20 protein-coding genes and 1 pseudogene are annotated in these 19,144 nt (G+C 67.9%); 11 read left to right on the forward strand and 10 right to left on the reverse strand.

The genetic code is table 11. The annotated features are described in order from the left end of the window. Window positions 1–96: 96 nt before the first annotated feature. The 4 genes and pseudogenes from pdxH to D0D37_RS26825 all read left to right on the forward strand — a co-directional run. The gene (gene pdxH / locus D0D37_RS26810) at window positions 97–762 is read left to right on the forward strand and encodes a pyridoxamine 5'-phosphate oxidase (RefSeq protein ID WP_116203372.1); all 666 of its coding nucleotides are present in this window, start codon (window positions 97–99) and stop codon (window positions 760–762) included. Window positions 763–1,044: 282 nt separating this feature from the next. Further along, window positions 1,045–2,322, forward strand: a complete 1,278-nt coding sequence (locus tag D0D37_RS26815; protein ID WP_116203373.1) for an MFS transporter — start codon at window positions 1,045–1,047, stop codon at window positions 2,320–2,322. 36 nt (window positions 2,323–2,358) lie between these two features. Continuing rightward, window positions 2,359–2,922: a DUF3558 family protein gene (locus D0D37_RS26820; protein WP_167493575.1), complete on the forward strand. Its 564-nt coding sequence runs from the start codon at window positions 2,359–2,361 to the stop codon at window positions 2,920–2,922. An 88-nt stretch (window positions 2,923–3,010) separates the two neighbouring features. After that, window positions 3,011–3,772: pseudogene (locus D0D37_RS26825) on the forward strand (amino acid permease); the annotation flags it as partial. Here D0D37_RS26825 and D0D37_RS26830 read toward each other — a convergent pair. Together D0D37_RS26830 and D0D37_RS26835 are read right to left on the reverse strand one after the other, a co-directional pair. After that, window positions 3,732–5,360, reverse strand: a complete 1,629-nt coding sequence (locus tag D0D37_RS26830; RefSeq protein WP_116203375.1) for a thiamine pyrophosphate-binding protein — start codon at window positions 5,358–5,360, stop codon at window positions 3,732–3,734. The pseudogene D0D37_RS26825 and the gene D0D37_RS26830 overlap by 41 nt on opposite strands. Beyond that, a complete protein-coding gene (locus tag D0D37_RS26835) occupies window positions 5,357–6,154 on the reverse strand; it encodes a cyclase family protein (protein WP_116203376.1) in 798 nt (265 codons plus the stop codon). The genes D0D37_RS26830 and D0D37_RS26835 overlap by 4 nt, the downstream gene beginning before the upstream one ends. Before the next feature lie 257 nt (window positions 6,155–6,411). Between D0D37_RS26835 and D0D37_RS26840 the strand changes: the two genes are divergently transcribed. Both D0D37_RS26840 and D0D37_RS26845 read left to right on the forward strand, forming a co-directional pair. Continuing rightward, window positions 6,412–7,554: an aminotransferase class V-fold PLP-dependent enzyme gene (locus tag D0D37_RS26840; protein ID WP_116203377.1), complete on the forward strand. Its 1,143-nt coding sequence runs from the start codon at window positions 6,412–6,414 to the stop codon at window positions 7,552–7,554. A gap of 9 nt (window positions 7,555–7,563) precedes the next feature. Next, window positions 7,564–9,000 carry an amino acid permease gene (locus D0D37_RS26845; RefSeq protein WP_116203378.1) on the forward strand — a complete coding sequence of 479 codons (1,437 nt, stop codon included), beginning with the start codon at window positions 7,564–7,566 and terminating at the stop codon, window positions 8,998–9,000. Here the strand turns inward: D0D37_RS26845 and D0D37_RS26850 are convergent, their stop codons facing one another. Next, window positions 9,001–9,564: a TetR family transcriptional regulator gene (locus tag D0D37_RS26850; protein WP_116203379.1), complete on the reverse strand. Its 564-nt coding sequence runs from the start codon at window positions 9,562–9,564 to the stop codon at window positions 9,001–9,003. It abuts the gene before it with no gap. Between the two features lie 86 nt (window positions 9,565–9,650). Between D0D37_RS26850 and D0D37_RS26855 the strand changes: the two genes are divergently transcribed. After that, the gene (locus D0D37_RS26855) at window positions 9,651–10,376 is read left to right on the forward strand and encodes an SDR family oxidoreductase (protein WP_116203380.1); all 726 of its coding nucleotides are present in this window, start codon (window positions 9,651–9,653) and stop codon (window positions 10,374–10,376) included. Here the strand turns inward: D0D37_RS26855 and D0D37_RS26860 are convergent. The 4 genes from D0D37_RS26860 to D0D37_RS26875 are packed head-to-tail and all read right to left on the reverse strand — an operon-like array spanning window position 10,363 to window position 13,359. Beyond that, a complete protein-coding gene (locus D0D37_RS26860; protein WP_116203381.1) occupies window positions 10,363–11,115 on the reverse strand; it encodes an MBL fold metallo-hydrolase in 753 nt (250 codons plus the stop codon). The two genes, D0D37_RS26855 and D0D37_RS26860, sit on opposite strands and share 14 nt — an antisense overlap. Before the next feature lie 8 nt (window positions 11,116–11,123). Next, entirely contained in the window at window positions 11,124–11,972 is an 849-nt protein-coding gene (locus D0D37_RS26865; protein WP_116203382.1) for an MBL fold metallo-hydrolase, read from the reverse strand. Further along, window positions 11,969–12,784, reverse strand: a complete 816-nt coding sequence (locus D0D37_RS26870; RefSeq protein ID WP_116203383.1) for an MBL fold metallo-hydrolase — start codon at window positions 12,782–12,784, stop codon at window positions 11,969–11,971. Before D0D37_RS26870 ends, D0D37_RS26865 begins: the two co-directional genes overlap by 4 nt. Continuing rightward, on the reverse strand, window positions 12,784–13,359 hold the full coding sequence (locus tag D0D37_RS26875) for a TetR/AcrR family transcriptional regulator (protein WP_116203384.1): 576 nt from the start codon (window positions 13,357–13,359) through the stop codon (window positions 12,784–12,786). The genes D0D37_RS26870 and D0D37_RS26875 overlap by 1 nt, the downstream gene beginning before the upstream one ends. Before the next feature lie 88 nt (window positions 13,360–13,447). On the opposite strand from D0D37_RS26875, the gene D0D37_RS26880 reads away from it, so the two are divergent. From D0D37_RS26880 to D0D37_RS26890, 3 genes are read left to right on the forward strand one after another with little or no spacing between them, the layout of a single operon-like run. Next, window positions 13,448–14,353 carry an aldose 1-epimerase family protein gene (locus D0D37_RS26880; RefSeq protein ID WP_116203385.1) on the forward strand — a complete coding sequence of 302 codons (906 nt, stop codon included), beginning with the start codon at window positions 13,448–13,450 and terminating at the stop codon, window positions 14,351–14,353. After that, window positions 14,350–14,823 (forward strand): GNAT family N-acetyltransferase, encoded by a 474-nt coding sequence (locus D0D37_RS26885; RefSeq protein WP_425266972.1) that lies wholly within the window; start codon window positions 14,350–14,352, stop codon window positions 14,821–14,823. Before D0D37_RS26880 ends, D0D37_RS26885 begins: the two co-directional genes overlap by 4 nt. 20 nt (window positions 14,824–14,843) lie before the next feature. Next, the gene (locus D0D37_RS26890; protein ID WP_116203387.1) at window positions 14,844–16,064 is read left to right on the forward strand and encodes an amidohydrolase; all 1,221 of its coding nucleotides are present in this window, start codon (window positions 14,844–14,846) and stop codon (window positions 16,062–16,064) included. Window positions 16,065–16,089: 25 nt separating this feature from the next. Here the strand turns inward: D0D37_RS26890 and D0D37_RS26895 are convergent, their stop codons facing one another. Together D0D37_RS26895 and D0D37_RS26900 are read right to left on the reverse strand one after the other, a co-directional pair. Then, window positions 16,090–16,665 carry a Uma2 family endonuclease gene (locus D0D37_RS26895; RefSeq protein ID WP_116203388.1) on the reverse strand — a complete coding sequence of 192 codons (576 nt, stop codon included), beginning with the start codon at window positions 16,663–16,665 and terminating at the stop codon, window positions 16,090–16,092. Window positions 16,666–16,670: 5 nt separating this feature from the next. Beyond that, on the reverse strand, window positions 16,671–17,495 hold the full coding sequence (locus tag D0D37_RS26900) for an NmrA family NAD(P)-binding protein (protein ID WP_116203389.1): 825 nt from the start codon (window positions 17,493–17,495) through the stop codon (window positions 16,671–16,673). 66 nt (window positions 17,496–17,561) lie between these two features. On the opposite strand from D0D37_RS26900, the gene D0D37_RS26905 reads away from it, so the two are divergent. Further along, a complete protein-coding gene (locus tag D0D37_RS26905; protein WP_116203390.1) occupies window positions 17,562–17,924 on the forward strand; it encodes a winged helix-turn-helix transcriptional regulator in 363 nt (120 codons plus the stop codon). On the opposite strand, the gene D0D37_RS26910 is transcribed toward D0D37_RS26905, so the two are convergent. Beyond that, window positions 17,921–19,066 carry an acyl-CoA dehydrogenase family protein gene (locus D0D37_RS26910; protein ID WP_116203391.1) on the reverse strand — a complete coding sequence of 382 codons (1,146 nt, stop codon included), beginning with the start codon at window positions 19,064–19,066 and terminating at the stop codon, window positions 17,921–17,923. The genes D0D37_RS26905 and D0D37_RS26910 overlap by 4 nt on opposite strands. Window positions 19,067–19,144: the final 78 nt, after the last annotated feature.

The raw sequence follows: 19,144 nt of genomic DNA on the forward strand, positions 1-19,144 counted from the left end.
ACCGTTCGGTGGGTTTCGCCGGGACCGGCGACCCAATACCGTCGCTGGATAGCCGTGATTCGACACCCTCACCAGGGGTAACGGAGGTTGGGCCGGATGACACCGGAGATCGACGAGGCGGTCGTGCGGCTGCCTGGCATGCGGGTGGCCTACGACGGTGCGCCGTTTGACGAGTCGGCGCTCGCGGCCACGTGGCATGAACAGCTGGAAAGCTGGCTGAGCCAAGCGGTTTCCGAAGCGCTCGCGGAACCCAACGCGATGGTGCTCGCGACCGCCGACGCCGAGGGCAGGCCCTCCTCTCGCACGGTGCTGTGCAAGGGCCTCGACGAACGCGGAGTGGTTTTCTACACGAACTACACCTCGTCGAAGAGCCACGACCTCACGGCCACGCGCTACGCGTCGGCCACCTTCCCCTGGTACCCGCTGCACCGCCAGGTGACGGTCCGCGGCGAGGTCGAGAAGGTCAGCGCGGACGAGACGGCCGCCTACTGGGCCCAGCGCCCGCGCGGTTCGCAGCTGGGAGCGTGGGCGTCGCCGCAGTCGCGAGTGGTCGACGGACGGCGCGCGCTGGACAACGCCCTGCGCAACATCGAACGCCGCTTCGCCGACGTCGAGCAGATCCCCGCCCCGCCGCATTGGGGTGGTTGGCGGATTCGGCCGGACTTTGTTGAGTTCTGGCAGGGCCGTGAGGATCGGCTGCACGATCGGCTTCGCTTCCACCGCACCCACGACGGGTGGCATGTGGAGCGGTTGGCTCCCTGAGGTTTCGTTGCGGCTTGTCGCCTGGCGGCGACATTGCGCACGGATGGTGAGGCGGGCACCCCGATTTTTTAGTGTGACTACGGCGCCGGGGTGCGTCGGCTGCGGGGGCGGTCGTGAGGGGAACCCTGAGGGACTCTGAGTTCGTGAGGGTTCCCCTCACGAACTTCACGGGGTCGGGGAGCAGGCGGTGTGGAGGCCTCGGCTGCCGTGCGGGGAAAATCACCTGCGCCAGCTTCGTTAGCGCAACTAAGCTGACAGCTCGTGACTTCAGAACCGGGGATAATGCCGCCCCGAAACGGGGCCCGCAAGCTCCTCGGCCGGATCGTCGTCGACACTCGTCCGCTCAAGATTCCGGCTTTTCGGCGGCTGTGGATGTCCACCGCGGTCACCGCGGTCGGGTCGCAGCTCACCGCGGTCGCGGTGCCGAAGCAGGTTTTCGACATCACCGGATCGTCCGGTTACGTCGGGCTGACCGGCGCGGTCGCGCTCGTGCCGTTGCTCGTGTTCGGGCTGTGGGGCGGGGCGATCGCCGACGCCGTCGACCGGCGGAAGTTGCTGCTCGTCACCAACGTCGGCGTCGCGGTCACCTCCGCGCTGCTGTGGCTCCAGGCGTTCGCCGGGATGCATTCGGTGTGGCTCGTGCTCGGGCTGCTCGCCGCGAACCAGGCGTTTTTCGCGATCAACATGCCCACTCGCGGCGCGGTCGTCGCGCGGCTGGTGCCTGCCTCCTTGCTGCCGTCGGCGAACGCGCTCAACACCACGATGGCCACGTTCGGCGCGGTGTTCGGTCCGTTGTTCGGCGGGGCGCTGATCCCGGTGATCGGACTGTCCACTTTGTACTTGGTGGACGTCTGCGCGCTGGCGATCACGTTGATCGCGGTGTGGCGGCTGCCCTCGATCCCGCCGCTCGGCGAGGGGGCGCGCAAGGCGGGGATCGGCTCGGTCATCGACGGATTCCGTTACCTGGCCAAGCAAAAAGTGCTGCTGGCGTCGTTCGTCGTGGACATCATCGCGATGGTCGCCGGCATGCCGCGTGCGTTGATTCCGGAGATGGCCGAGCGGACGTTCGGCGACCCTCCCGGCGGCGGTCCGGCGCTCGGCATGCTCTACGCCGCGCTGCCCGCGGGCGCGATGCTGATCGGGTTGTTCTCCGGCTGGCTGCACCGGGTCCAGCGGCAGGGGGCCGCGGTCGTCATCGCGATCTGCTGCTGGGGCGCGGCGATGGCGGCGTTCGGGCTCGCGCATTCGCTGTGGCTGGCGCTGGTGTTCATGGCGCTCGGCGGCGCGGCGGACATGGTCAGCTCGGTGTACCGGCAGGCGATCCTGCAGACCGCCACCACCGACGAGATGCGCGGACGGCTCCAGGGCGTGTTCACCGTGGTCGTCGCGGGCGGGCCGCGGATCGCCGACCTCACGCACGGCTGGTCCGCCGCGGCGTGGGGGACCAGGATCGCGGCGACCGGCGGTGGGCTGCTGGTGATCGTGCTGACGGTGGCTTCGCTGGCCGTTCTGCCGGGGTTCTGGCGGTACCGGGCACCGGTCGAAGAAGAGGGCCACTGACACTCGCGTTACTCCAAACGGAATAGCATGCCCGATATGCGTGCATACCCGATCGCTTTGTTGATCTCCGCCGCCGCTGTCCTCACCGCCTGCTCTTCTGGCGAGCAGAAAGCAGCCGCGCCGCCGCCCGCAACCAAGGCTCCGTCCTCTCCGCCTTCTTCGTCCGCGCCCGCCAACAAGGCGTCGGACACCTGCGCTCTGCTGCCCGCCGACGACGTCAGCAAGGCGATCAAGATCCCCGGCATCTCGTCGAAGGCCGGTCCCGCCCACGACAACCCTGCCAACGGCGGCAAGGCCACGAGCTGCGAATACGTCGTCGAAGGCAAGACCGCCGGCGCGCTCGCGGTGACCCGTTACGAGGGTCGCAAGGCCAAGACCGCGGACATGATCGCCGCGATCAAGAAGGCCAAGCCGGGCGCGGTCGACGTGCCGGGCTTCCCGGACGGCGCCGTCTTCTACACCGACGAGCAGAAGACCGCGACGCTCGCCGCGGCCAAGGTGTCCAACGGGGTTCCGGTGCTGGTCAACTACACCGGACCGGTCAAGATGACCAAGGAAATGATGACCCCGCTCGTGCACACGGCGGTCGCCAAGGCCTGATCGGCCGACTTCCCGTCCAGGTCCGGACAAGGCACACTAACCGCCCATAGCGGACGTGAGCGAGGGTGCCGCCAAGGTCGGCGAGCCGTTCCTGACCTTCATGGTCGCGTTCGCGGTGATGTGTTCCGGGATCACCTCGGCGTCGTCGGCGGCTGTCGCGTTCGGCGCGACCTATCTCGCGGCGTTCGTGAAGCTGCCGACGGTGCTGGTCGGCATCGCTTTCGTGGTGCTGCTGGCGCTGATCAATTTCCGCGGCGTCGGCGAGTCGGTGAAGGCCAACGTCGTCCCTACCTGCATCGAGCTGTCCGGCTTGCTGATCATCGTCGGCGTCTGGGCGGTGCTGAACGGCGACGGCGAACCGTCCCGGCTGGTCGAGATCGACACCGCGGACAAAACGTGGCTGGTCGCCATCTCCTCGGCGACGTCGCTGGCGTTGTATGGCCTCTCGAATAAACGCGTCCTGCCGCCGGTGTTCGGCCGCGTGCACCCGACTCGCCGCACGCCGTGGGTGTCGATCATTTTCACCAGCGTCATTGCCATCGGATTAGCGTCCTTTGTGGACACAAGTGCACTCGGCGGCACGACCGCGTTGCTGCTGTTCGTGGTGTTCGCCATCGTCAACATCGCGCTTCTGGTGCTGCGCAAGGACAAGGTGCCGCACAAGCATTTCCGTGCCCCGACAGCCGTGCCGGTGCTGGCCGCGATCTTCTGCCTGTACCTGGTGAGTCCACTGTCCGGCCGACCGGCGCAGGATTACCGGGTGGCTGGCATCCTGTTGTGGGTGGTGAACCTCCTGGTGAAGCGCGCGCTCAGTGGTGCGTCATCGCGGCCTGAAGCCACCAGGCGCTGAACCCGGCGATTTTCGCGTCGACCACCAGCGGACGGTCGAGTCCGGCAGCGACCCGGGTGGCCACTTCGTCGAGGTCTCCCTTGCTGCGGACGGTGATCCCGTCACAGCCGTAGCCGCGGGCGATAGCGGCGATGTCGGTGTCCGGGAAGGTCACCGTGTCGGCGGGGTGGCCGCCGGGTTCGAAGAAGTAGACCTCGGCACCGTAGGCGTGGTCGTTGTAGACGACGATCAGCATCGGCAGCTTCAGACGTACGACTGTTTCCAGTTCGGCGATGCTCATCAGGAACCCGCCGTCGCCGCACGCCGCGACCGGGAAGCGGTCTGGCTGGGCGAGTGCCGCGCCGATCGCGGTGGCCAGTCCGAGGCCGATCGACTGGAACGCCTGGGTGAAGCAGAAGCCGTTCTCGTCGGGGACGTCGAGGTACATCGTGGGGTAGCCCATGAAGTTCCCGGAATCGACGCCGACGACGCGGTTGGCCGGAAGGAGGTCATCCAGCGCGACGGACAGGGTGCGCGGGTCGATGACGTCGGTGGTCCCGGCATCGTCGTGCTCGTTGTCCCGCCAACGGATTCCCTCGGCGATCCGTGCTTTAAGCTCATCGCTTCGGTATCCATTGTGGACCTCGACCTGCTCGGCCACCGCTGCAGCGGTACCGGCGACGTCGCCGACAATGCCTAAGTCGACTGGTCGGATCCGGCCCAGCGCAGCAGATTCCAGGTCGACCTGCACGAGAGTCGTTTCCGGCGAGAGCAACCGTCCGTGCGCGGTGGTCCAGTCGTTGAGCGCGGAACCCCAGCCGACTACGACGTCCGCGCCCTGGATCAGCTCGGTCGTCAGCGGAGACGAAAACCCGCCGGACACCCCGATCGACCAAGGCTCACCAGTGAACAGTCCTTTCGCGACGGCGCCCTCGGCGAGTAGCGCACCACAGCGGTCCGCCAGCGCGACCAGTTCCGTCCGCGCGGCCCGGGAACCGCGTCCACATAGGAATACCGGACGTTCGGCGCGTTGCAGGATCGAAGCGAGCGCCTGCACCTCGGCCTCCGCGGCTCGCGGTTGAGGCAATGGCGCGATGGCCGCCAGACCGTCAAGGAGGCTTTCCTCGAACGGCTCGGCTTGCACGTCCAACGGGAGTCGCAAAAGGACAGTCCGTCGATCCCGCCGCGCTTGAGTGAACGCACGCCGCACATCGGCCAACGCGGTTTGAGCGGACCGCACCAGGATGCTGCTCGCTCCCACCGACCGGGCGAGCGCGTCCTGGTCGATGTGGAAGTTCGACAGCGGATCAGTCGCCTCGCCGGTCACGATGATCAGCGGCGTCCGGCTCTTCGCCGCCTCCCCGATCCCGGTGGTCGCGTTGCCCAGCCCGCAGCCCTGATGCACCGACACCGCCGCGACCTCGCCGCTGCACCGCGCGTAGGCGTCGGCCATGGTGGTCGCGCCGCCCTCGTGCCGGGCCGCGACGAACTCGGCCCCGCCCTCGATCAGGCCGTTGGTGAAGTGGAAATTCCCGCTCCCGACAACGCCGAACGCCTTGCGGACGCCGAATCGGGCCAACGCGATCCCGACGGCTTGAGCGACGTTCACGCCTGGCCTCCTGGCGTCACCGCGAGCACCCGCGCCGGGCTGCCGGTTCCGCCGACGATCGGCAGCGGGCAGACCACGACAAGCGCCCCGGTCGGCGGCAGCGAGCCGAGATTCTGCAACGAGGTGATGCCGTACTTGTCCGCGCCGAGCAGGTGGTGGTGCGCGGGCATCGGCGGGTCGAGCGCGAAGCCGTTCCCGGCGTCGATGCCGACAGTTTCCACGCCGTAGCCAGCGATCGGCGTCTCCTCGGCGAGCCACTTCGCCGCCTCGGCGGAGATGCCGGGAGTGTGGCTGGCCCCGTCGGAGAAGTTGAGGAACGCGTCGCGGTCTTGCGCGTATTGGTCCCACCCGGAGTGCACGAGCAGCCAGCCGCCCGCCCGTAACGACCCGTGCTCGGCTTCCCAGGCCCGGATGTCGTCGATCTCCAGCAGGAAGTCCGGATCGTCCGCGACGCGCGCGGAGATGTCGAGGACGTGCGCGGGCCCGATCAGCCGGCCGACCGGCAATTCCGAAACGTCCGCGCCGTCGCGGTTGGAGATCCAGTGCCGCGGCGCGTCGAGGTGGGTGCCGATGTGCTCGCCGGTGTGGATGTTGTTGTGCCGCCACAACGGCCCGGAGTCGTCGAACTCGCTGACCGATTCGAGGCTGAAGTCGATCAGATTCGCGAACGGTTCGGGCAGTTGCAGGGTCGGGGTGGCGGCGCTGAGCTTGTTGGTGAGGTCGACGACCTGCAGCCGGCCCTCGGCCAGCTGGGTCAGGAGCTGGTCGACCGCGGTGTCGGCGGGGGTGCTCATCGGTGCGTCCTCTCGGTCGCGGGGCGCGCTATTGCGGATCCTTGACGGTCGTTGACAGCGCGGAAGGCCATATCTACAGTACCGGTTTCAACAGCACTGACGGAATAGCTGCCGAAGATCAGTCAGGGTGAACACGGGGCCTCGACCAGGGCTTCCGGTGCCGCAAGGCCGCCGGGACGGAGCATCGACGCACGGTGCTCGCGCCGTTACGGTGGCGAACGGACCGGTCTCGCCCGCCAAGCAAGGAACGGAGTGTCGTGACCGACCAGCCCAGCCCAGTCGCTTTCCGGGCGCATTTCCCTGCCTTCGCCGACTCGGTGCACCTCGCGAGCTGCAGCCAGGGCGCGCTGTCGGACGCGCTGACCGCGGAGCTTTTCGAGTTCCAGTACACGATCCGCGAGTACGGGGCGCCGTGGGACAAGTGGATGGCGAAGGTCGCCGAGGCGCGGACGTTGTTCGCCCAGTTGATCGGCGCGGACGCCGACGACATCGCCGTCGTGCCGTCCGCGTCCGAAGGCGCGTATCAGGTCGCGTCCACGCAGGCGTGGTCGAAGCGGCCGGGAATAGTCACGACCGACCTGGAATTCCCGTCGCTGGGCCATGTTTGGCTGGCGCAGCAGGGTCGCGGCGCGGACGTCCAGTTCGTCGCACACCACGACGGCCTGGTCGACACCGAGGATTACGCCGCGCTCATCACCGAGCAAACGCAACTGGTGTCCGTCCCGTTGGTCAGCTACGCCAACGGCTTGCGGTTCCCGGTGCGCGAAGTTGCCGCACTGGCCAGGGAAAACGGTGCCCGAAGCTTCGTCGATGCCTACCAGGGTCTCGGCGTCGAGCCGGTCGACGTCACCGAACTCGGCTGCGACTATCTCGTCAGCGGCAGCCTGAAGTACCTGCTCGGCATCTCCGGGATCGCCTTCCTCTATGTGCGGCCGGGCTTGCGCGATGAGGTTTCCCCGCCGCTGACCGGCTGGTTCGGCCGGACGAATCCGTTCGAATTCAACCCGCGGCACCTCGACTATCCCGAACACGCCCGCCGATTCGAGACCGGGACACCGTCGATCCCGTCCGCGTACGGCGCGGTCGCCGGGCTGAAACTGTTGCACCAGTTGGACGCGCACCGCGTGCGTGACCACATTGGCGGGTTGACCGGGCAGCTGCAGCAGCGGTTGCTCGACGATGGGGAGCAGCTCCGGTCCCCGCTGGACGACGCGCGGCGCGGTCCGCTCGTCGCCCTGGCCGACCGGGATCCCGACGCGCTGGCGGCGTTCCTCGCCGGGCGGCGGATCGTGTGCAGTGCCCGCGGCGACGTGCTGCGGATGTCCTTGCACTACTACAACGTCGAGTCCGATCTCGACGCCGTCGTCGCGGCGATCGCCGAGTACCGGGCGAGCCAGTAGGGAGCAGACATGGCCGAGTCCCCGTCCCCGAACCGGTTGCAGCGGAGGCTGCGTGGCAGGCAGTTGACGATGATCGGAATCGGCGGGGCCATCGGCACCGGCTTGTTCCTCGGATCGAGCCTGGCGATCTCGCACGCGGGACCGGGCGTGGTGCTCGCTTACGTCCTTTGTGGACTGGTGGCGCTGACGATTTCGTGGGCGCTGGCGGAAATGGTGGTGGTGCACCCGGCCGCGGGCGCGTTCGGCAGCATCGCGCAGAAGTATCTCGGCGCGGGCAGCGGGTTCGTGGTGCGCTGGGCGTATTGGGCGATGCAAGTGATCGCGATCGGCGGCGAGACGATCGCGGCCGGCGTGTACGTCCAGTTCTGGTGGCCGCAGATTCCGTTGTGGGTGCCGGTCGCGGTGTTCTCGCTGCTGGTGATCGTCGTCAACGGCGCGGCGGTGCACATTTTCGGCGAGTTCGAGTACTGGTTCGCGATGATCAAGGTCTGCGCGATCCTGGTGTTCGTCGCGCTCGGCTTGATTCTGGTGTTCTTCGGCCTGCCGAAGGCGCCCGCACCCGGTCTGACGAATCTCAGTGCGGGCGGCGGATTCCTGCCGAACGGGATGTCCGGTCTGTTGCTGGCTATGGTGTTCGTGCTGTTCAGCTACATCGGCACCGAGGTGGTTTCGGTGACCGCGGCCGAATCCGAGAACCCGACCCGAGACATCCCGCGTGCGGCTCGGGCGATGGTGGTGCGGCTGGCGATCTTCTACGTCGCCGCGATGCTCATCGTCGTCTTGGTGGTGCCGTGGACTGTCACCGGCGAGGGCGGTTCGATCACCGCCAGCCCGTTCGTCCGCGTCTTCCAGGCTGCTGGAGTTCCGGCGGCGGCAACAATCATGAACTTCGTGGTCCTGACTGCCGCGTTGTCGAGCGCGAACACCAACCTTTACCTCACCACGCGGATGCTGCATTCCCTTGCCGAACACCGGTTCGCCCCGTCCTGGGCGGGACGGCTCACCCGGTCCGGCGTGCCGCGCAACGCGCTCGTCCTGTCCACCGCGGGCCTCGTGATCGCGACCATCCTGTCCAAGAATTCCGATTCCAACGCGTATCTCGTGCTGTTCGGCATTTCGATCTTCGCCGCGCTCATCGTGTGGATGATCATTCTGGTGACGCATGTGGCGTTCCGGATCCGCCGTCGCCGGGCCGGATTGCCGCCGTCGCCAGTGCGGTTGTGGGGCGCGCCGGTGGTGAACGTCGTAGTGATCGCTTTCCTTGCCACGGTCCTGATTTCGACGTTCTGGATCGAAGGTCTCGACCCGGCGTGGAAGTTCGGGATTCCGTTCTTCGTCCTGCTGGTGGTGGCCTACCTGGTGCTGCGGGCGACCGGGCGCACGAAACAAGCCACGGAAGCGGAATTGGAAGACTCGACGTTGGTCGAGGTGCGCGAAAAGGCGTGATCACGGGGTCAGGTGGGCGGCGAGTTCGGCCGCCGCCTCCTGTACCCGCGCCGCGAAATCCGCGCCTTCGGGATGATCGGTCCATCGCTCGAACGCGGTTTGGAAGACCGCGATGCCGACCTGTGCGAGCATCTTCGCGCTCGACTCGGTCGCACCTCGTTCTCGCAACGCCTCGACGACTGCTTCGGTGACGGCCGCGAGTTTCGTGCGCTCGCGTTCCTGCAACTCCGGGCTGGACGCGATGACCGCACGGCGTTGCGCGGCATGCGAAACCAGGCCAGCGAACAAATCACCAGCCTCGACCAACGCGGCCAGTAGCGCTTGGAACGGCGGAAGCGCGAGGTCCGCGCGCCGGACAGCGTCGGCCATGGCGTCCGGGAGCTGCTCTGACCCAGCGAACAACACGTCGCGTTTGTCGGCGAAGTAGCGCGAGAACGTGCGACGGGTGAGCCCGGCACGCTCGGTGATCTGCGTGACCGTGGCGTTCTCGTAGCCATGCTCAGCGAACAGCTCCAGCGCGGCCGCGCGGAGCCGCTCCTTGGCTTCCGGATCCCAGCGCGGCATGGGGTGATCCTAGCAGTGATGACTCAATGGGACATCACTGCTACTGTTGATGTCTCACTGAGTCATCAACTTCGAGAGGACCGATCATGTCTTTGGTTGACCAGCGGGTCGTCGTCATCGGCGGCAGTTCGGGCATGGGATTGGCGACCGCGCGCGCCGCGGCGGAGGCGGGCGCGTCCGTCACGATCGCGTCGAGCGGCAAGGAACGGCTGGACGCGGCGCTCGCCGAATTGCCGGATAGCTGTGAAGGATTCGTCGCCGACGTACGCGACGACGCGAACGTCGCGGCCCTGTTCGAGCACGTCGGCACGCTCGACCACCTCGTGTACACCGCAGGCGACGCGCCACATCAACAGCCGCTCGCCGACCTTTCGCTCGATGACGCGCAGAGCGGGTTTTATGTCCGTTATTGGGGCGTCGTGAGTGCGGTGAAGCACGCTGCGCCGCGGATCCGGCCGGGCGGTTCGATCGTGCTGACGTCCGGGATCATCGGCGTCCGCCCGACGCCCGGCGCGGCGCTCGCGGCCGGTTCCGTGGGCGCGGTCGAGGGGCTCGCGCGCGGTCTGGCCGTCGACCTGGCCCCGGTGCGGGTCAACACGGTCCGCCCGGGACCGGTCCACACGCCGATGTGGGACGGGCTGCCGCAACCGCAACTGGACGCGATGGTCGCCGCGTTCACCGAACGAACGCTGACCAAATCGGTCGGCGAGGCGGACCAGGTGGCGGCGACCAACGTGTACTTGATGGAGAACAGTTTCGTGACCGGTGCGGTGATCACCGTCGACGGAGGGTTCGTGCTTACGGGAAGCTGACCTGCTCGCCGGGCTTGAGCAGATGCAGCCGGTCCGCGAGCCCGGCCTGGGCGAAAGCCGGTCGAAGGGTGTCCGGGCCCTGGGTGAAATGCGCCCAATGCTCGAAGTGCAGCGGGACGACCTGACGCGCGTTCAGGATCCGGGCCGCCTCGGCCGCGCCGTCGCTGGGCAGCGTGAGGTACGCGTCGCCGACCAGCGGAGTTTGCGCCCCGCCCGCGAACAGGACGGCGAGGTCGATCCGCTCGAAGCGTTCGGCGATCTGTCGCACTACGTCGAGGGATGCGTTGTCGCCGCTGACGTAAACGGTCGGCTGGCCCGCGCTTTCGAGCACGAAACCGGTGACCTCGCCGACGAGATGCTCGCTGCCGTCGGGACCGTGCTGCGCGGGCACTCCGGTGATGCGGACGCCGCCGAGGTCGTACGACTCCCAGTTGGCCAGCGCTCGAACGGGGTCGCCGATCCGTTCCCTCGCCGAGGCGGTGGACAGGACGAGCGGGGCGTCGAGGGCGTACTTTCGCCCCGCCGCGTCCAGGTTGTCGGGGTGCTGATCGTGGGAGAGCAGCACCGCGTCCACCGCGCCGACCTCCGCCGCGGTGAGCGCGGGGCCGACGGTTTTCGCCAGCTTGCGGGTGCCGATCGGGTAGTCGCCGGGGGCGTCGAAGGTGGGGTCGGTGAGCAGGCGGGTCTCGCCGTACTCGATGAGGGCGGTCGGGCCGCCGACGTACCGGATGCGCGTCATGCGGGTACTCAACTCGGGGAGGGCTGCGAGGTATTCCGGCGCAGCGCCTGGAATTCGACCGGGCTGTGCGCGCTGAACACCGACACCTCGTCCTGCTTTTCGCGGGCGAGAGTCTGCAACCGGGCGAGGTTGGCGCGGCGGGCGGACCCGTCCATCTGATTCATCACCTCGAACGCGCGCATGCCGGGCGGGCAGTGCGGGCGCACCGGGGCGACTTCGCCGTGGAAGAAGTACGCGTCGCCGGCGTGCAGGAGCCAGCTGTCGCCGGTGTCGACCGCGACGCCGGAGTGACCGTGCGTGTGGCCGGGCAGCGGGACGAGCAGGATTTCCGGCGGCAGACCCCGCAGCGGCTGCACCGCGTCGAAGCCGAACCACTTTTCGCCGGCCTCGTCGTAGGTGCTCCACAGTGGACTGTGCGCGAATTGTTCGGCCCGGTAACGCGTTTTCTCCGGGAAGCTCTTCGGGTTGTCCGCGGCGCGGCGTTCGGTGGTGCGGACATGCACTGTGGCGTCCGGGAAATCGGCGAGACCGCCGGCGTGGTCGACGTCGAGGTGGGTCATCACGATGTGCCGGACGTCGGCGGGGTCGTGTCCCAGCGCCCGGATCTGCGCGACGGCGGTCTCCTCCATGGTCGGCTTCGCGCCGACCATCGCCATGAACGGACCGCCGAGCCAGCGCCGTGATTCGGTGACGCCGCGGGTGCCGAACCCCGTGTCGACCAGGACGAGCGAGTCGGCGGTCTCCACGAGCAGGCAGTGCGCGACGATCGTGCTGCGCCGCAGCATTCCGGGGCGGCCGTCGAGCGCCTTGCCGCCGAGCGGGCGCATCGTGCCGCAGTTGAGGTGGTGCACCTTCATACCGTGCTCCTCTCGCTGAGCCGGACGAAATCGGTCAGGTCGTGCGAGGCGAACACGGTCACCTCGTCGGCGTGGTCCCGGCGCAGCTCGCGCAACCGGCGCTGGTTCTCGCGCCGCGGCCCGGGCAGCGTCTGGACCCGCCGTTCGAACATAGCCAATCCGGGCGGGCAAGAGGAATCGGCGTCGATCTCCTGGTGGAAGAAATACGCGTCGCCCGCGTTGAGCACCCAGCCGGACCCGGTGTCGACGGCCACCCCGGCGTGTCCGACGGTGTGCCCGGCGAGCGGCACGAGCGCGACGCCCTCGACTCCGTCCAGTTCGCGGACCGCGTCGAGGCCGAACCAGCTTTCGCCAGCGTCCGAATAGGACTTCCACTGTGGACCGTGCCGGAACTGGACGTCGCGGTACCGCGGATTTCCGGCGCGGTAGGCGTCAAGTTCCTTGCCGTAGACGTGCACGCGTGCCTGCGGGAAGTCGACGAGCCCGCCGGCGTGGTCGAGGTCGAGGTGGGTGAGGACGATGTCGCGGACGTCCGCCGGGTCGAAGCCCAGCGCGCGGATGCGGCTCAGCGCGGTTTCGCTTTCGTCCGCCACCGGGTTCGACGTCCGCAGGAAACGCGGACCGAGCCAGCGCGCCGCGTCGGTGACGGTGGGTGAACCCATTCCGGTCTCGATCAGCGTCAGCCCGGTGCCGGTCTCCACGAGCATGCAGTGGCAGACCAGGGTGGCGCGGCGAAACAGTCCAGGCTTTCCGTCGACCAGCTTGCCGCCGATCGGACGCATGGTGCCGCAGTTGAAGTGGTGTACCCGCATTAGGCGAACTCCCGTTCGACAGTGGTGTGCAGATGAGCGGCGACGGCTTGTAGCGGCGCGGTATCCCGCCGGGTGCGTGCGAGCAGCAACGCGCCTTCGATCGCGGAAAGCACGATGGTCGCCAGAGAATCCGCGCGATCTTCGGGGAGACCGCGCTCGGTGAAGTAAGCGGAAATGCCGCGCAGCCAGCCTTCGTAACCCTGGTCGCAGGCCGCGCGGATCGGCTCGCTGTCGGCGGCTTCCAACGCGACCGTCGCGATTGGACAGCCGCAGCGGAAGTCCGATTCGGACAGTGAGGCGGCCAGAGCGGCGACGATGAGGTCAATGGCGGTGGCCGGATCCGGTGCGCCAGCGGTGATTTCGCGGAACTGCCCGGCCAACCGTTCCCCGGAAAGCTGTACCGCTTCGGCGGCCAACTGTTCCTTGCCGCCGGGGAAATGGAAGTACAGCGAACCCTTCGGGGCCCGGCTCTCGGACACGAGCTGCGTCATCCCGGTGGCGTGGTAGCCCTGGGTGCGAAACAGCTCAGCCGCCGATTCGAGCATCCGGCGGCGCGTGTCGGTGCGGTTGACCATGCGTCCACCGTAGCTCAAACTATGACGACCGGTCTAGTTAGTTTCGAGCCGTGCCCGCCCGGCGCGGCCGATCGGTAACCTCAGCGCCATGGCGAACCCCACCGGAGAGCAGTTCGAGATCACCCGCGGCAACGCGCGCGCCGTCGTCACCGAGATCGGTGCCGGACTGCGCGCGTTCGAGATCAGCGGAGTGCCGTACGTCGAGACGTTCGCCGAGGACGAGAAGCCGCCGAAGGGGCTCGGCCAGGTGCTGCTGCCGTGGCCGAACCGGACCAAGGGCGGCAAGTGGGAGTTCGAGGGCGAAGAGCAGCAGTTGGAGATCACCGAGGAAGCGCGCGGCAACGCCATCCACGGCCTGACCCGGCACCTGGAATGGGAGCTGGTGGAGCACGCCGAAACGTCGATCACGCTCGCCATTGACGTCGAGGTGCAGCCCGGCTGGCCGGTCCCGCTGCGCGCGACGATCACCTACGACCTGCAGCCGCGCGAACTCGTCATCACCCACGAGATCCGCAACGAGGGGGAGAAGCCGATCGGCGTCGGCGTCGGGACCCACCCGTACTTCCGGATCGGCGACGCGCCCACCGACGAGCTGACTCTCACGCTGCCCGCCACGCGCGTCCGGCCGTACGAGGGCGATCAGCAGATGCCGTACGCGGACGAGCAGGACGTCGAAGGCACCGAGTACGACTTCCGCCAGGGGCGCGTGCTGGAGGGCGTCGACTTGGACACCGCGTTCGGCGGGCTGGAACTGGCCGCCGACGGGACTCATCACCACGTGCTGTCCCACGGCGACCGCCAGCTGGTCGTCTGGACCGGCCCGGACTTCCGCTGGGTGCAGGTGTTCACGCCGGACGACCTGACCGGCCGCGGCCGCGCGGTGGCGATCGAGCCGATGACCTGCCCGGCGGACGCGCTCAACACCCGCACCGACCTGATCGAACTGGAGCCGGCCACGTCGTGGACCGGCAGCTGGGGAATCCGGGTCCCGTGAAGCTCGAGCTGCTGACCGACACCGCCGCGGGGGAGCTGTTGACCCTGCAGCAGGCGGCATACCTCACCGAGGCGCGGGCGCACCAGAACTTCGACCTGCCGCCGCTGATGGACACCCTCGACGACGTGCGCGCGGCGCTCGCCGACCCGTCGATCGCGATCTGGGGTTTCCGCGACGACGGCCGGCTCGTGGCGGCCGTGCGGATGCGAGCGGACGGTCCGGTCGGCGAGATCGGCCGGTTCGTCGTGGCGCCGGATCGCCAAGGCGAGGGACTCGGTACCGCGCTGCTGGCGGCCGCGGAGGAGGCGACCCCGGCGGAGGTGACGGTGTTCCGGCTGTGCACCGGCGAGCGTTCGGCCGGACCGCTCTATTTGTACCGAAAGCTCGGTTACCGCGAGACGCACCGCTCGCCGGAGGCGGACTATCAGTTGGTGCACCTGGAAAAACCCCGGATGCGCGAACCCGGGTGAGTTCGTTAGCGTGTCAAACTATGGCTTACAAGGCGATTGTCGGGGGCTATGTGGTCCCCGTCGGCGCCGCTCCGATCGAGGGCGGCACTGTGCTCATCGAAGACGGCCGGATCACCCATGTCGGGACTGAGGCCGACGTCGAGATCCCAGAGGACGCGGAGCTGGTGGACGCGTCCGGCAGCTGGGTCCTGCCGGGATTCGTCGACGCGCACGCGCACCTCGGCGTGCACGAGGAGGGCGAGGGCTGGTCGGGCAACGACACCAACGAAATGACCGACCCGAACGGCGCGCGCTTCCGCGCGGTCGACGGGATCGACCCGTACGAGCCTGGCTTCGACGACGCGCTGTCCGGCGGCGTCACGAGCGTGGTGATCAAGCCGGGGTCGGGCAACCCGATCGGCGGCCAGACCATCGGCGTGAAGACGTGGGGCCGCTCCATTCTGGACATGACGTTCGCCGAGCACGTGAGCGTGAAGAGCGCGCTGGGCGAGAACCCGAAAAGGGTCTACGGCGATAGAAAGGTCACCCCGTCGACGAGGCTCGGCGTGGCCGCGATCCTGCGCGAGGCGTTCACGAAGGCGCGCAACTACCAGGCGAAGCGCGATCACACGCTGGCCGAGGGCAAGCCGTTCGAAACGGACCTGACCAACGAAACGCTGGCGAAGGTCCTGGACGGCGAGCTGTACTGGGACCAGCACGTGCACCGCGCCGACGACATGGTGACCGCGATCCGGCTCGCCGACGAGTTCGGCTACAAACTGGTGATCAACCACGGCACCGAAGGCCACCTGATCGCGGACCTGCTGGCCGAACGCGACGTCCCGGTGATCCTCGGCCCGCTGTTCACCACGAAGTCCAAGGTGGAACTGCGCAACCGAAGCCTCCGTTCGGCGGGGATTCTCGCGCGGGCCGGGGTTCGTATTTCCATCACCACTGACCACCCGGTAGTCCCGATCAACTTCCTGGTGTACCAAGCCGCTCTGGCGGTGAAGGACGGTCTCGACCCGGAGACCGCTTTGAAGGCACTGACGCTGCACCCGGCGCAGATGCTCGGCCTGGACGACCGGATCGGCACGCTGACGCCCGGTCTGGACGCGGACGTGGTGCTGTGGTCGGGCGACCCGCTGGACGTGATGAACCGCGCGATGCGGGTGTTCGTGCGGGGCCAGGAGGTCTACCACTTCGACGAGACGACCGGCGAGGGTGTGTCGAAGGATCGACGGTACCGGGAAACTCGCTGAACGGTTGAGGCTTTCGAGCTGGACCTCACCGAAGCAGGGCGGTGGGATCCAGTTCGAAAGGGAACGGCTCGGCGGCGCGGAATTTCCCGGTGACGGCTGGGGAGTTCTGGTAGCCGAGCTTCCCGTCCTGACGACAGGTGACGAGGGAGACCGGGTCGTCGAGATCGAGGATCCAGTAGAACGGGATTCCGGCGTCGGCGTACTCCTGGTGCTTCGTGACGTAGTCGGTGCGCTTCGAATCCGGCGCCGCGACTTCGACCACCAGGACGAGGTCTTCGGCGCGGAGGATGTCCTCCTCGCGAGTCCGGGCGATTGCGCCCGACGTGGTGACCAGGAGATCGGGGCATCGGGAGAAACCCGGTGCCCCGTCCGGCGCGAGACCCAGATCGATATCGACGCGCGGCACCACGTAAAAGTCGTCCGACAGTTGCTCGTGCAGCTGGAAAGCCAGTGCGTACGTCGCGTGGTTGTGCCAAGCACCGGGGCTCGGCGAGAACACCAGACGGCCTTCGACGAGTTCGGTGAAACCCGGCTCGACCTCGCCGAGTGCGAGGTATTCCTTGATCGAGAGCAGTTGCCGCGGAAGTGTCCTGGTGTCCATGCCGCTCACGGTAAGCGAGGGGTACGACACTTTCCGCCAACACAGTCCGCGAGGAACGTCCGCAACCCCCGCGGCGCGCCACCGGTGACCGCGGCGAAATCCTCGCTCAGCCAAGCCCCGTCGCCCTCCGCCAGCAAGCCGAAAACCTGCGCGTTCGACTCCGCCTCCGGCACCCCGTTCGCGACCATCGCCGCGCAATGCTCCTCAGCCGAGATCCGCCGATACTCCACCGGCTGACCTGTCGCCGAAGCCCATTCCCGCGCCACATCGGCGAAGGTGACCAGGTCCGGCCCAGTCAGCAGATACGTCCGCCCGGCATGCTCCGTCGGAGCCGCGGCGATCGCAGCAGCCGCCGCGGCGACGTCTCGGGCGTCGATCATCCCGATCCGGCCCTCGCCCGCGGACCCCGAAAAGCCGCCGGTTGCCGCGATCTCCGGCGCGAGGGCCAGCAGATTCTGCATGAAGAAGTTCGGCGCGAGAAGCGTGTACTCCATCCCCGACGCCTTGAGGTGCGCGTCGATCCGCGCGTGCGCTCGCCGCCGGGCGACTGGTGAATCAACGTAGGACTTGTGGTTGGTGATCCGGACAACGTGCCGCACGCCGTGCGCGGCCGCGCGGTCGAGAACCGCGATCTGCGACTCCACCGCAGGCCCGATCAGTAGCAGAGTGTCGACGCCGCGCAGGGCCGCGTCGAGAGTGTCCGGACGGTCGAAATCGCCGACGACTTCGTCGGCACCGCCGGACGGGGTGCGGACGAGCGTCCGGACCGGCCCGAGCAGCCGGACTGCTTCGCTGCCGATTTTGCCAGTAGCACCGGTAACCAAGACCATGCACCGATCCTGCGCGCCGCCGGTATCGTTTGTGAAGAAGGCACCTCAACGATCTATAGGTACCCAATGGATACCAAGTATGCGAAAGCGTGCCCGTCGCGCACCGTGATGGACGTGCTGGCCAACAAATGGACGCTCTACGTCCTGGGCCTGCTCCGGCAGTACGAACGGCCATTGCGCTTCACCGAACTGCGTCGAGGCGTCGAGGGCGTGACGCAGAAATCGCTCACCCAGGTGCTGCGCAACCTCGAACGCGACGGGCTGGTCAGCCGCACCATCTACCCGACGATTCCGCCGCGCGTGGAGTACGCGCTCACCGATCTCGGAAGGGACGTCGGCGCGTTGACCGGCGCGATCGCGGACTGGTCGAAAGCCAACGCGGGCCGCGTCCAGGCGGCCCGCGCGGCTTATGACAACCGTCCGGACTAGGCGTTCTTCAGCGAACGAGCGATCACCATCCGCTGAATCTGGTTCGTCCCCTCGAAGATCTGCGGCACCTTCGCCTCCCGCATGTACCGCTCCACCGGGAAGTCCTTGGTATATCCCGCCCCGCCGAGCACCTGCACCGCGTCCGTCGTCACCTTCATCGCGCCGTCCGTCGCCACCAGTTTCGCGATCGACGATTGCCGCTGGAAGTCCAGTCCGCGGTCGCGTCGACGGGCAGCGTCCAGGTAGGTCGCACGGGCTGATTCGACCGTCGCCGCCATGTCGGCCAGCAGGAACTCCATGCCCTGGAAATCCACGATCGGGCGGCCGAACTGCGTGCGTCCCTTCGCGTACTCCACGGCCTCGTCCAGCGCCGCCTGCGCCAAGCCCACCGCGCACGCGGCGATCCCGAGCCTGCCGGAGCTGAGCGACGCCAAAGCGATCTTCAGGCCCGCGCCCTCGCCGCCGATGAGCCGGTCCGCCGGGACCCGGGCGTTGTTGAACAGCATCTGCGCCGTCGGCGACCCGGTGAGGCCCATCTTCCGCTCGCGCGGGGCCGCCGAGAGACCCGGAGTCGACGAGTCGACCAGGAGACACGAGATGCCGTGGCCGCCGTCGTCGCTCGTGCGGACCATCGTCGTGTAGAAGTCCGCGACGCCGGCGTGGGTGATCCACGCTTTCGTGCCGTTGACGACGTACTCGTCCTCGGATAGCCGCGCGCGGGTGGACAGTGCCGCCGCGTCCGAGCCGGCCTGTGTTTCCGACAGGGCGTACGCGCCGAGCAGCGAGCCGCCCAGCATGTCCGGCAGCCAGCGGTCCTGCTGTTCTTCCGTGCCGTAGTTCGCGAGGGCGTAGCAGGACATCGTGTGCACCGACAGCCCCACGCCGACGCTCATCCACGCGGCGGCGATCTCCTCCAGTGCCTGCAGATAGACCTCGTACGGTTGCTCGGCCCCGCCCCAGCGCTCCGGGTACGGCAGGCCAAGCAGGCCGGACTTGCCGATCAGGGCGAACAGGTCGCGCGGGAAGTTTTCGGCCTCCTCGTCGGCTGCGGCGCGCGGTTTCAGCTCGTCACGGGCGATTTCCGTGACGAGCGCGAGCAGATCCTCGGACTCCGGCGTCGGCAGCAGACGGTCGACCGGCATGGTTCCTCCCAGAACGCGGCGGTACTGAAAACAGTACTAACGGCTGATTGAGAGTACCGTATGCGGAGCGGGACTGTC

This window comes from Amycolatopsis circi (genome assembly GCF_003385235.1).
GTDB lineage: Bacteria > Actinomycetota > Actinomycetes > Mycobacteriales > Pseudonocardiaceae > Amycolatopsis > Amycolatopsis circi.

What these genes read in the sequence shown, in the direction of transcription:
- pdxH (WP_116203372.1), top strand. Translation starts at nt 97, where the DNA reads ATGACACCGGAGATCGACGAGGCGGTCGTGCGGCTGCCTGGCATGCGG.
- D0D37_RS26815 (WP_116203373.1), top strand. Translation starts at nt 1,045, where the DNA reads ATGCCGCCCCGAAACGGGGCCCGCAAGCTCCTCGGCCGGATCGTCGTC.
- D0D37_RS26820 (WP_167493575.1), top strand. Translation starts at nt 2,359, where the DNA reads ATGCGTGCATACCCGATCGCTTTGTTGATCTCCGCCGCCGCTGTCCTC.
- D0D37_RS26835 (WP_116203376.1), bottom strand. Translation starts at nt 6,154, where the DNA reads ATGAGCACCCCCGCCGACACCGCGGTCGACCAGCTCCTGACCCAGCTG.
- D0D37_RS26845 (WP_116203378.1), top strand. Translation starts at nt 7,564, where the DNA reads ATGGCCGAGTCCCCGTCCCCGAACCGGTTGCAGCGGAGGCTGCGTGGC.
- D0D37_RS26850 (WP_116203379.1), bottom strand. Translation starts at nt 9,564, where the DNA reads ATGCCGCGCTGGGATCCGGAAGCCAAGGAGCGGCTCCGCGCGGCCGCG.
- D0D37_RS26855 (WP_116203380.1), top strand. Translation starts at nt 9,651, where the DNA reads ATGTCTTTGGTTGACCAGCGGGTCGTCGTCATCGGCGGCAGTTCGGGC.
- D0D37_RS26860 (WP_116203381.1), bottom strand. Translation starts at nt 11,115, where the DNA reads ATGACGCGCATCCGGTACGTCGGCGGCCCGACCGCCCTCATCGAGTAC.
- D0D37_RS26865 (WP_116203382.1), bottom strand. Translation starts at nt 11,972, where the DNA reads ATGAAGGTGCACCACCTCAACTGCGGCACGATGCGCCCGCTCGGCGGC.
- D0D37_RS26870 (WP_116203383.1), bottom strand. Translation starts at nt 12,784, where the DNA reads ATGCGGGTACACCACTTCAACTGCGGCACCATGCGTCCGATCGGCGGC.
- D0D37_RS26875 (WP_116203384.1), bottom strand. Translation starts at nt 13,359, where the DNA reads ATGGTCAACCGCACCGACACGCGCCGCCGGATGCTCGAATCGGCGGCT.
- D0D37_RS26880 (WP_116203385.1), top strand. Translation starts at nt 13,448, where the DNA reads ATGGCGAACCCCACCGGAGAGCAGTTCGAGATCACCCGCGGCAACGCG.
- D0D37_RS26890 (WP_116203387.1), top strand. Translation starts at nt 14,844, where the DNA reads ATGGCTTACAAGGCGATTGTCGGGGGCTATGTGGTCCCCGTCGGCGCC.
- D0D37_RS26895 (WP_116203388.1), bottom strand. Translation starts at nt 16,665, where the DNA reads ATGGACACCAGGACACTTCCGCGGCAACTGCTCTCGATCAAGGAATAC.
- D0D37_RS26900 (WP_116203389.1), bottom strand. Translation starts at nt 17,495, where the DNA reads ATGGTCTTGGTTACCGGTGCTACTGGCAAAATCGGCAGCGAAGCAGTC.
- D0D37_RS26905 (WP_116203390.1), top strand. Translation starts at nt 17,562, where the DNA reads ATGGATACCAAGTATGCGAAAGCGTGCCCGTCGCGCACCGTGATGGAC.
- D0D37_RS26910 (WP_116203391.1), bottom strand. Translation starts at nt 19,066, where the DNA reads ATGCCGGTCGACCGTCTGCTGCCGACGCCGGAGTCCGAGGATCTGCTC.